The 11,310-nt window shown below is 56.7% G+C and carries 11 protein-coding genes; 5 read left to right on the top strand and 6 right to left on the bottom strand.

Features of this window, described 5'->3' with window-relative positions; all coding sequences use genetic code 11:
* Window positions 1–126 precede the first annotated feature (126 nt).
* From ppiB to mnmH, 5 genes are all read left to right on the top strand, one after another.
* A complete protein-coding gene (ppiB, locus tag GY169_RS17460; protein ID WP_064548074.1) occupies window positions 127–621 on the top strand; it encodes a peptidylprolyl isomerase B in 495 nt (164 codons plus the stop codon).
* Between the two features lie 3 nt (window positions 622–624).
* A complete protein-coding gene (gene lpxH, locus GY169_RS17465) occupies window positions 625–1,347 on the top strand; it encodes a UDP-2,3-diacylglucosamine diphosphatase (protein ID WP_167576447.1) in 723 nt (240 codons plus the stop codon).
* A gap of 119 nt (window positions 1,348–1,466) precedes the next feature.
* Window positions 1,467–1,976 carry a 5-(carboxyamino)imidazole ribonucleotide mutase gene (purE, locus tag GY169_RS17470; RefSeq protein ID WP_163445981.1) on the top strand — a complete coding sequence of 170 codons (510 nt, stop codon included), beginning with the start codon at window positions 1,467–1,469 and terminating at the stop codon, window positions 1,974–1,976.
* On the top strand, window positions 1,973–3,040 hold the full coding sequence (gene purK / locus GY169_RS17475) for a 5-(carboxyamino)imidazole ribonucleotide synthase (protein WP_167576448.1): 1,068 nt from the start codon (window positions 1,973–1,975) through the stop codon (window positions 3,038–3,040). Before purE ends, purK begins: the two co-directional genes overlap by 4 nt.
* 106 nt (window positions 3,041–3,146) lie before the next feature.
* Window positions 3,147–4,235, top strand: coding sequence for a tRNA 2-selenouridine(34) synthase MnmH (gene mnmH / locus GY169_RS17480; RefSeq protein ID WP_163445979.1), 1,089 nt, complete (start codon window positions 3,147–3,149; stop codon window positions 4,233–4,235).
* On the opposite strand, the gene GY169_RS17485 is transcribed toward mnmH, so the two are convergent.
* The 6 genes from GY169_RS17485 to GY169_RS17510 form a co-directional block, all read right to left on the bottom strand.
* Complete coding sequence (locus GY169_RS17485) at window positions 4,232–5,203, bottom strand: ABC transporter ATP-binding protein (protein WP_167576449.1); 972 nt, start codon at window positions 5,201–5,203, stop codon at window positions 4,232–4,234. The two genes, mnmH and GY169_RS17485, sit on opposite strands and share 4 nt — an antisense overlap.
* Window positions 5,200–6,177 (bottom strand): ABC transporter ATP-binding protein, encoded by a 978-nt coding sequence (locus GY169_RS17490; protein ID WP_167576450.1) that lies wholly within the window; start codon window positions 6,175–6,177, stop codon window positions 5,200–5,202. The genes GY169_RS17485 and GY169_RS17490 overlap by 4 nt, the downstream gene beginning before the upstream one ends.
* The gene (locus tag GY169_RS17495) at window positions 6,170–7,015 is read right to left on the bottom strand and encodes an ABC transporter permease (protein WP_167576451.1); all 846 of its coding nucleotides are present in this window, start codon (window positions 7,013–7,015) and stop codon (window positions 6,170–6,172) included. The genes GY169_RS17490 and GY169_RS17495 overlap by 8 nt, the downstream gene beginning before the upstream one ends.
* 5 nt (window positions 7,016–7,020) lie before the next feature.
* A complete protein-coding gene (locus GY169_RS17500; RefSeq protein WP_223804155.1) occupies window positions 7,021–7,965 on the bottom strand; it encodes an ABC transporter permease in 945 nt (314 codons plus the stop codon).
* Between the two features lie 55 nt (window positions 7,966–8,020).
* A complete protein-coding gene (locus tag GY169_RS17505; RefSeq protein ID WP_167576452.1) occupies window positions 8,021–9,613 on the bottom strand; it encodes an ABC transporter substrate-binding protein in 1,593 nt (530 codons plus the stop codon).
* 413 nt (window positions 9,614–10,026) lie between these two features.
* Window positions 10,027–11,169 (bottom strand): porin, encoded by a 1,143-nt coding sequence (locus GY169_RS17510; protein ID WP_163445973.1) that lies wholly within the window; start codon window positions 11,167–11,169, stop codon window positions 10,027–10,029.
* Window positions 11,170–11,310 lie beyond the last annotated feature (141 nt).

Here is an 11,310-nt window from a genome sequence, read left to right on the forward strand (position 1 = left end):
CGTAATTCAACCCGGAAGCAGCACACAATGCAAGGTGATCGATGTTCCGGGTTATGCTATAACAGACGCCTATATGCCGCCCACAGGCGGGCTAAAGCACCACTTTAAACGGAACAGGATGCAGAAATGGTTACTTTCCACACTAATCACGGCGACATCGTCATCAAAACTTTCGACGACAAAGCGCCGGAAACAGTCAAAAACTTCCTGGACTACTGCCGCGAAGGTTTCTACAACAACACGATTTTCCACCGTGTTATCAACGGTTTCATGATTCAGGGCGGCGGCTTCGAGCCGGGCATGAAGCAGAAAACCACCAAAGAAGCGATCAAAAACGAAGCCAACAACGGTCTGAAAAACACCCGTGGCACGCTGGCCATGGCGCGTACCCAGGCTCCGCACTCCGCGACCGCTCAGTTCTTCATCAACGTAGCAGACAACGACTTCCTGAACTTCTCCGGCGAAAGCCTGCAGGGTTGGGGCTACTGCGTATTTGCTGAAGTGGTTGAAGGCATGGACGTGGTTGACAAGATCAAAGGCGTTTCTACCGGCCGCAGCGGTATGCATCAGGACGTTCCAAAAGAAGACGTTGTGATTACAAGCGTGACCGTCAGCGAGTAATCGGTGGCGACACTCTTTATTGCAGATTTACATCTGCAAACAGAAGAACCGGCGATTACCGCCGGTTTTCTGCGTTTTTTGCACGGTGAAGCTCGTCAGGCCGACGCGTTGTACATCCTTGGCGACCTGTTTGAAGCCTGGATTGGCGACGACGACCCCAACCCGCTACATCGTGAAATGGCCGTTGCCATTAAATCGCTGGTTGATTCCGGCGTCCCCTGCTTCTTTATTCACGGCAACCGTGATTTCCTGATTGGCAAACGCTTCGCCCGCGAGAGCGGCATGCAGTTGCTGCCTGAAGAACAGGTACTGACGCTTTATGGCCGCCGGGTGCTGATTATGCACGGCGACACGCTATGTACCGACGATCCGGGCTATCTCGCGTTTCGCGCCAAAGTACACACCCCGTGGATCCAGAAGCTATTCCTCGCCCTGCCGCTGTTTATCCGCCGCCGTATTGCGCAGAAGATGCGCAGTGACAGCAAGGCCGCCAACAGCAGCAAATCGATGGAAATCATGGACGTCAACTCGCAGGCGGTGGTGGCGGTGATGGAAAAGCATCAGGTGCAGTGGCTGATTCACGGCCATACCCATCGCCCGGATATCCACACGCTAAGCGCCAACGGCGCGCAGGCGCATCGCGTGGTGCTCGGCGCATGGCATACCCACGGTTCAATGGTGAAAGTGACCGCGGAAGATGTTGAACTGATCCCCTTCCCGTTTTAAATTTTCCGCCGTAATCAGCCGTCCCACGGCGACGCAACCGTTTTCCTTGCCCATTTTCCGTGTTATTCTCTGTGGCCTCTAACGTCGTGTGCAGCACACCCACAGGAGTTTTCAGACGCATGTCTTCCCGCAATAATCCGGCACGTATCGCCATCGTGATGGGGTCCAAAAGCGACTGGGCTACCATGCAGTTCGCCGCAGAAATCCTCGATATTCTGAACGTACCTCACCATGTTGAAGTGGTTTCCGCCCACCGCACGCCCGATAAACTGTTCAGCTTCGCCGAAGACGCCGAAAGCAACGGTTATCAGGTGATTATTGCCGGTGCCGGCGGCGCTGCGCACTTACCCGGAATGATTGCCGCCAAAACGCTGGTCCCGGTATTGGGTGTCCCCGTCCAGAGCGCCGCATTAAGCGGTGTCGATAGCCTCTACTCCATCGTGCAGATGCCGCGCGGAATTCCGGTCGGTACGCTGGCGATTGGTAAAGCCGGTGCCGCTAACGCCGCCCTGCTCGCCGCGCAGATTCTGGCTCAGCACGACGCGGAACTGCATCAGCGCATCGCCGACTGGCGTAAAGCGCAAACCGATGAAGTGCTGGATAACCCGGACCCGCGAGGTGCCGCATGAAGCAGGTCTGCGTGCTGGGCAACGGGCAGCTAGGTCGTATGCTGCGCCAGGCCGGTGAGCCGCTGGGTATCGCCGTCTGGCCGGTCGGTTTAGAAGCCGACCCTGCCGCCGTGCCGTTTCAGCAGAGTGTGATCACCGCTGAAATCGAGCGCTGGCCGGAAACCGCCCTCACTCGTGAGCTGGCGGAGCACACCGCGTTTGTGAACCGTGACGTTTTCCCGATCATTGCCGACCGTCTGACGCAAAAGCAGCTGTTCGATAAGCTCAATCTGGCAACCGCGCCGTGGCAACTGCTGGCCCACGCCGATGAGTGGCCTGGCGTTTTTGACCGTCTGGGCGAGCTGGCGATCGTTAAGCGCCGCACCGGCGGCTACGATGGCCGCGGCCAGTGGCGTCTGCGCAAAGACGACACCGCGCAGCTGCCGGACGAATGCTATGGCGAATGCATCGTTGAGCAGGGCATTAACTTCTCCGGCGAAGTGTCGCTGGTGGGCGCCCGCGCCCACGATGGCAGCACCGTATTCTATCCGCTGACGCATAACCTGCATCAGGACGGCATTCTGCGCATGAGCGTCGCCTTCCCGCAGGCCGACGCCCAGCAGCAGGCGCAGGCGGAAGCCATGCTCAGCGCCATTATGCAGGAGCTGAACTACGTTGGCGTGATGGCGATGGAGTGCTTCGTCACCCCTGGCGGTCTGCTGATCAACGAGCTGGCGCCCCGCGTACACAACAGCGGCCACTGGACGCAAAACGGCGCGTCCATCAGCCAGTTCGAGCTGCATCTGCGCGCCATTACCGACCTGCCGCTGCCACCGCCGGTGGTTAACAGCCCGTCGGTGATGGTCAACCTGATTGGTTCCGATCTGAACTACGACTGGCTGAAACTGCCGCTGGTGCACCTGCACTGGTACGACAAAGAGGTACGGCCGGGTCGTAAAGTGGGCCATCTCAACCTCAACGACAGCGACACGGGCCGCCTGAGCGCGACGCTGGAAGCGCTGGTGCCGCTGCTGCCGGGCGAATACGCCAACGGCATTGCCTGGGCGCAAACGCGTCTGAAATAGGCCTTTCGTGCCGGGGAAAGTATCTAACGCTTCCCCGGCCCCCTCCTTGAAGCGTAAAATCCTGCCCTGACCGCCTTACCCCCACTTTGTTAGAGAAGGATTGCCCATGAAAAATGGGACGGATTACTGCGCTATTCTGCGCGCAGAAACGCCCATCATTGACGTTCGCGCGCCGGTTGAGTTTGCGCATGGCGCGATGCCCGCCGCCGTCAACCTGCCGTTAATGAACGATCAAGAGCGCGCTGCCGTTGGTACCTGCTATAAACGTCAGGGGCCGGAAGCCGCACTGGCGCTGGGGCACGAACTGGTCTCCGGCGAAACGCGCCAGCAGCGCATCGCCGCGTGGCTGGAGGCCTGTCGGCAGGCGCCGCAGGGCTATCTGTGCTGCGCGCGCGGTGGGCAGCGTTCGCATATCACACAAAGCTGGATTAAGGCCGAAGGCATTGACTATCCGCTGATCGTCGGCGGCTACAAGGCGCTGCGCCAGGCGGCGATGCAGGCCACGGAAGAGCTGGTGCGCCACCCGATCGTGCTGATCGGCGGCTGCACCGGCAATGGCAAAACGCCGCTGGTCCGCCAGCAGCCGCAGGGGATCGACCTTGAAGGGCTGGCGCATCATCGCGGTTCATCGTTTGGCCGCACGCTTGATGCGCAGTTTTCACAGGCCACCTTTGAGAACCATCTGGCCACGGCGCTGCTCAAAGGGGCACATCAACAAGAGCGCGTTCGCTGGGTGCTGGAAGATGAAGGCCGGATGATCGGCGCGAATCATCTGCCGGAGTGTCTGCGGGATCGGATGGCCGAGTCGCCGATCGCGGTAGTGGAAGATCCGTTCGATCTGCGTCTTGAGCGCCTGCGTGAAGAGTATTTCACCCGTATGCATCACGATTTCCTCGCCGCCTATGGCGAAGAAAAGGGCTGGCTGGAGTACTGCGAATACCTGCATCACGGCCTGTTCGCCATTCGCCGTCGTCTGGGGTTACAGCGCTTTGCTGAACTGACGGCGACGCTCGACGACGCGCTGGCCGAACAGCAGCGCAGCGGCTCCACCGAGGCGCACTTCGCCTGGCTGGTGCCGCTGCTGAACGAGTATTACGACCCAATGTACCGCTATCAGCTAGAGAAAAAAGCCGACAAGATTGTCTTTCGCGGCACATCGGAAGCGGTCGTCCACTGGCTGGCTACGCACGCTTAAGCTTTAAATAGCCAGCAGGCCGCAAAGTGACGCGGCGCGATCTCCTGCATTGGCGGCTCCTGCTGCTGGCACTGCGGCATGACATGCGGGCAACGGCTGCAAAATCGGCAGCCGCGAATGTCCGCCGTCGGGCTCGGAATCTCGCCCTTCAGCCCGCCTTCCTCCAGTTGCCGCACGCGTGGATCAGGCACCGGTACCGACGCCAGTAGCGCCTGAGTATACGGGTGCGTGGGCCGCTGATACAGTTCTCCGGCAGGCGCGACTTCGACCAGCTTCCCGAGATACATCACCCCAATGCGGCTGGAAATATGCCGCACCATCGACAGATCGTGGGCTATGAACAGATAGGTCAACCCCAGCTCCTGCTGGAGATCCTGTAGGATGTTGACCACCTGCGCCTGTACCGATACGTCCAGCGCCGACAGCGGTTCGTCGCACAGCACAAACTCCGGATTCACCGACAACGCGCGGGCAATGCTGATACGCTGGCGCTGGCCGCCGCTAAACTCATGCGGGAAGCGCGTCAGATGCTCGGATTTCAGGCCGACTTTGTCGAGCATTTCCGCCGCGCGTTCACGCTGGGTCTGCGCATCATAGCCATGAATCTTCATCGGCTCCGCCACCAGCTGCTGCACCGTCATGCCGGGGTTCAGCGACGACCACGGGTCCTGAAATATCGCCTGCATCCGGCGGCGTAGCGGCTTAAGAGTTTTCTCCGACACCTGGGCAATCTCCTGCCCGGCAAAGGCAATGTCGCCGGAAGTAATGTCGAACAGGCGTAAAATGGCGCGCCCCACCGTCGATTTGCCGCAGCCGGACTCCCCCACCAGGCCAAATGTCTCCCCCGGCTGAATATCAAAGCTGACGCCATCCACCGCTTTCACCAGCCGTTTGGGGCCTAACAACCCACCGTTCAGCGCATAGTGTTTACGTACCTCGCGCAGACGAATTAACGGTAACTCGCTCATGCCGATGCCTCCTGTTCCAGCCATAACCAACATGCCACTCGATGCCCCTCACCGCAGGAATAAAACGCGGGCGGACGCGCGCACTGCGGCCGACGATGCGCGCAACGCTCGGCAAACGGGCAGCCCGGCGGCGGGTTTAACAGACCGGGCGGTGAGCCTTCAATGGGCGACAGCCGATGCTCCGGGTCGTCGGCACGCGGTAAAGAGGCCAGTAGCCCTTGTGTATAGGGATGCGCCGGGCGCAGGAAGATATCGTCGACCTTCCCTTCTTCCATCACCTGCCCGCCGTACATCACCACCACGCGGCTGCACATTTGCGCCACCACGCCAAGGTCGTGGGTGATCAGCAGGATAGCGGTCTGCGTCTGTTGCTGTAGCGACTTCAGCAGCCGCAGAATTTGCGCCTGGATGGTCACATCCAGCGCGGTGGTGGGCTCATCGGCAATCAACAGCTGCGGGTGACAGGAGAGCGCGATGGCAATCATCACGCGCTGACGCATCCCGCCGCTGAACTCATGCGGATACTGTTCAAAGCGTCGCGCCGCATCGGCGATACCGACGCTATCGAGCATCGCCAGCGCTTTCGCTTTTGCCGCCCGGCGGTCCAGCCCCTGATTGCGCATCAGAATTTCGCTCATCTGACGGCCAATGGTCAGCACCGGATTCAGCGCCGTCATCGGGTCCTGGAAAATCATCGCAATCTCACTGCCGCGAATCCGCCGCATCTGTTGCGGCGTTTTCTCCGCCAGGTCATCGCCGCGAAAACGAATGCTGCCGCCGGTAATTTTGCCGTTATTACCCAGCAGCTGGAGAATCGATTTACAGGTGACGCTCTTACCGCATCCGGATTCTCCGACAATGCCGACCAGTTCCCCGGCGTTCAACGAAAAACTGACGCCACGCACCGCGTGTACTTCACCCTCGCGGGTGAAGAAAGAAGTGTGCAGGTTGGTAATCTCCAGCAGGTTACTCATCGCGGTTGGCTCCCGGTTCAAAGGCGGTACGGAAAACGTCGCCCAGCACGTTAAAGCTGAACACGGTCAGCAGAATCAGAATCCCCGGGAACATCGCCAGCCAGGATGCTTCGCCAATATACGACTGCGCATTGTTCAGCATGCTGCCCCATGATGCCGCGGGCTGCTGTACGCCGAGGCCAAGGAAGCTCAGCGTCGACTCCATCAGGATTGCCGAAGCGATGTTTAGCGTGGCGGCCACAATAATTGTCGGCAGCACGCCGGGAATAATATGGCGGGCAATAATACGCAGCGGATGTTCGCCGGAAGCGCGCGCGTAGAGGACATATTCACGCTCCTTAATCGACAGCGTTTCCGCACGCACCAGCCGCGACATATTCATCCACGTCAGCAGGCTGATAATCAGAATGATGTTGTCCACGCCCGGCTTCAGATAGGCGTTCAGCACCAGCAGCAGGAAGAAAGCGGGAATCGCCATCAGAATATCAACGGCGCGCATCAGCAAATTATCCAGCCAGCCGCCAAAGTAGCCGCTAATCGTGCCCACCAGCGTGCCAATCAGCGTGGAAAACAGCATCGCCAGGAAGCCGACCAGCAGGGAAATTCGCCCGCCCCACAGCGCACGGGTAAAATAGTCGCGGCCATATTCATCGGTGCCGAACCAATGGCTGGCATCGGGCGGAAGCATCCGCGAGGCCAGTGACATCTGGTCCGGGTCGTAAGGGGTCAATCCCGCGCACAGCGCCGCGAGAATAAAAATAAACAGTACCAACAGCGAAAACTGCGCCGGACGATTGCGGCGAAGCTGATGGCGTACGTTTTGCCAGCGTCTGTTCATCGTGGCTACCTCAATGTACGAATGCGGGGATCGGCGAAGCGATACAGCAGATCGGCCAGCAGGTTGCCAACGATCAGCATCAGTGACGACAGCAGAATAATCGCCATGATCAGCGGGTAGTCCAGCGAGGTGATCGCCTGGATCCCAAGCAGCCCCATCCCCGGCCACGAGAAGACGCTCTCGGTGACATAGGCTCCCACCACCAGTTCGCCAAACGACAGGCCAAACAGCGTAATCACCGGCAGCAGCACGTTTTTCAGCACATGACGGAACAGAATCGTACGGTAGGTCGCCCCATAGGCGAGCTGCGTTTGTACATAATCCGCCGAGAGCTGGCTAATGGTGTTGGAGCGTACGTAACGCACGTAAGTCGAGAGGTTGTAAAAAGTCAGCGCAATGCACGGCAACACGCCGTGGCGCGCCACGTCCAGCCAGCTGTCCTCAATGCCAATAGTGCGCATCCCCATACTGGGAAACCAGTTGAGCTGGACGGCAAACACGGTAATCAGCAGGATACCAAACCAGAAAATGGGTACCGAAATGCCGATATAGGCAAACAGGTTCAGCACGTAGTCCAGCCAACGGTGCTTAAATGCCCCGGCCAGCAGTCCCAGCGGCACCGCCAGCACGATAGCCAGCAGCAGCGATGCTCCCATCAGACCAAGGGTGGCGGGGATCCGTTCGACAATCATCTCCAGCACCGGGCGATGGTATATCAGCGAATAGCCCAGATCGCCACGCAGGATATTTTTCAGCCAGATGAGATACTGGGTGACCAGCGGTTTATCCAGCCCCAGGCTGTGGCGGATATGCGCAATGTCTTCCGGCGACATGCGCGGCGTTATGTAGGCCGCAACCGGGTCACCAGGGGCGAGTTTAACCAGCAAAAACGCCACCAGCGAGATAAAGAAAAGCATCGGCAACAGCTGCAGCAGCCGACGAGTCAACATAGTGTTCACGACATTCCCTTCACAAAAAGCCCCCGCAAGCGGGGGCTAAAAATACTTATTTTTGATAGAGCTTCGATAAATCCTGGAACATATAAACCGGCTTCGGCTCTGCTTTCTGAGTGCCGCCGAAACGTTTATCAACCGCCACCACCGCGTTGGTGTAGGCAATCGGATAGTAGGTCATGTCCGTCGCCACCACCTGCTGGATTTGCTTATAGATTTCACCGCGTTTGGCGCTATCGGTTTCAATGGCGCCTTTATCCCACAGGGCATCGAACTGTGGATTTTTATAGTGCGCGTAGTTGTAGGCTTCGTTGCTCATAAACAGCGATTTGTAGCCATCCGGCTCGGCACCCATGATGTAACCGCCCAGGCTCAGTTCATAGGCGGTGTTGTTCATGTCCAGGCTGCGCTGGGACATAGCGTTGGCGTCCAGCGGCATCAGCTCGACGTTGATCCCCAGCGCTTTCAGCTGCTGCTGGATATACAGCCCCATGCTCTCCTGGGTTTTATTGGTGTTGATATAGGCTAAACGCAGCTTCAGGTCGTTCGGCGCGCCGGACGCTTTCAGCAGCGCTTTCGCTTTATCCAGATCGTAAGCGTACTGATCCACATCGTCAGAATGGTACAGCGTGTCCGGCGTCAGGAATGAGGTTGCCGGTTTAGCGTAGTCCAGCGACGTGAAGGCCGTCGTCACCAGATCGTTTTTGTTGATGGCATAGGCAATGGCCTGACGCAGGTCTTTGCTCTGCATCGCCGGTACGTTCTGGTTAAAGGTCATGTAAGCCAGACGCCCTTCCGGGTAAACCACGAAGTTAAATTTATCGGTTTTTTGCAGGCGGGTGACGTCCTGTGGGTCGACCATCTTCAGGTTGATCTCGCCGTTTTGCAGCGCAAGGTTTGCCGAATTGCTGTCTTTCGCAAAGCGATAGGTCACCGAATCGAGCTTCGCTTTGCCGTTCCAGTAGTCGTCAAAGCGGGTGAGCGCATAGTACTGACCCGCGCGGTACTCTTTGAATTTGAACGGCCCGGAGCCTACCGGCGCATCGTTTTTCGCGCTTTTTTCCAGATCGCTTTCGTTAGCGAACACGTGCTGCGGGATCGGGTAGATCTGCACCAGCGTGCCAACAAACGCGGCGCTGACCTGCGGCAAGGTAAATTTCACCGTTAAATCATCGACCTTGCTCACCTGCACCGGCTTGCCGCCGAACATAAACATACTGCGGAAGAAGCTGTGCTGCTTTTCATCCAGCAGTTTGTTGAAGGTGAAGACCACGTCGTCGGCGGTGATCGGCTGACCGTCCTGCCATTTCAGGTTAGGCTTGAGCTTCAGGGTATAGCTGAGGTTATCGGCGGAAGGCTCAAGGCTTTTAGCCAGGCCCCACTCGACTTTCCCGTCGTTGTAGCTGTAGAGCGGCGCGTACAGCGCCTGCATAATAGTGAGGGTCGTGCGATCGCTGGCATAAATCGGGTTCACCGCCAGCGGATCGCCGCTGGTAATACCGATAATCAGCGAACCGCCCTCTTTCGGCGCGCTGTCGCTGCTGGCCGCGGGAACCGCGGCGGTTTCTTTATTTTTTGCATCATCACAGCCGCTTAAACCCAACGCGAGTGAAATTAACGCCGCGGGAACAAATAAATTACGCATACCTCATTAACTCCTTACCCTTAAATTTTTAATTCTTTCAAAGAAATAAATAACTGGACTGGCGCATTTAAGATATTTCACAAGCTTTTCATTACGCAGGATTTTATTTGCATCCCGTTTTATTTTTAACGCGCTATATTTGCTCGGACAATCATTGCCAGGCAATTGAATTCTATTCACTTTGCCAATCTGTTCACACTTCCAACAGCACGAAAATAAAGCCAGCATTATCAAGAAGATAATTCCGGTAAGAGCCATTAAAAACGAATAAAAACAGGAAAATGAACGTTGGGGATTATAACCAGCTGATGTGTAACAAAAAAGCGGGAAGCGCGGCGAGAGTTAGATGTTATTTAACTAAGGAAAGATAAAAATAAACTAAGCAAAGGGCGGCAAGGCCGCCCTTTTGACGATTAGAAATCGTAACGCAGACGGACCAGGTTCATATCGCCCAGATCGTCGGTGCTGGAGGTAAACACGTGTTCGTAGTCCACGCGGAAACCGTAATCCAGTTGGAAGCTGATACCCACGCCGTTATCGATGCGCTGGTAGTTGCGGCCATTCACGTATTCAATACGGTCACCCATAAAGTAGGGCTGAACGGATTTAAGCGCGTACTGGCCCACCGGGATTTTGTAGCCCGCGAAGTATTCAATACCCCACGCATCGCCCGCGAAGTAATCGTGAACGGAGGATTTTTTGGTGGTCATAAAGTTCTGATACCAGCCGCCGCCAACGGAGAACGTCCAGTTATCCGGCGTCCAGCTCAGCGCCGTACCCACGATGTTCTGATCGTAAGTTTTACCGTCGTTGTTGTAGGTGGTATTCATATCCGCACGGGTATAGTTCCATGCCGTACCCCAGGAGAGGTCGTCGGTGATATGGTAATCCACACCCAGTGAACCGCCGCCTTTACGTTTGTACAGCAGACCGTTGTTGAGGTTCAAATCATCGCTGAACAGATAAGACGCGTAGAGATCAACATCGCCTACCGTTTTCTTATACTTCAGCGATTTACGGGTACGATAAGAACCATCGTAGTCGCCGTTGATACCGTTACCCGGCGCCTGACCAATCATGTCATAGTCCCAGATATCGGTTTTCGCACCAACCACATCGTAGTAGATGCTGTTTTGTTGACCGAAGGTCAGCGTACCCCAGGTATCGCTCTTCAGGCCGGTGTAGAGCATACGACGAGTCGTGTCGTTGGCGCCTTCAGCGTAGTGGTTATCCCAGTCGAAGACTGCCGGAATGTTCACGCCCAGTTCGTAGTAGCTGATCCAGCTAATGTCATCGAACAGGTAGTAATCCGCGGCGAAGCGGAAACGCGTGCCGCCGTCAAAACCGTTACGTTTGTAAGAGCCTTTGTCACCATCGCCGGTCATCATGTTGAACTGCGGACGAATACTCCCGCCCACGGTGAAGTTCAGACGGCTAAGCGGGTTCCCGGCCTGCGGATCCTGCTTGAGCAGGGTAATTTCAGCCTGGGATGCGAAAGACGTTAAAGCCACTGCAGCACCGATCGATAACGCCAGTGCTTTCATTTTTATAGTCATTATTTTTCCTTGATAGATTTATAGCCAACTATCTGGCTAACAAATATTATCGTTTATTAATAAATTCCACCTCGCTGATTTTTAATGAAACGTGCGCTTTAGGTTTCCAGAATTACCGAAAGGTGCCGTAAAACAGGCAAC

It is taken from the genome of Kluyvera genomosp. 3 (genome assembly GCF_011765685.1).
Taxonomy (GTDB): Bacteria; Pseudomonadota; Gammaproteobacteria; order Enterobacterales; family Enterobacteriaceae; genus Kluyvera; species Kluyvera georgiana_A.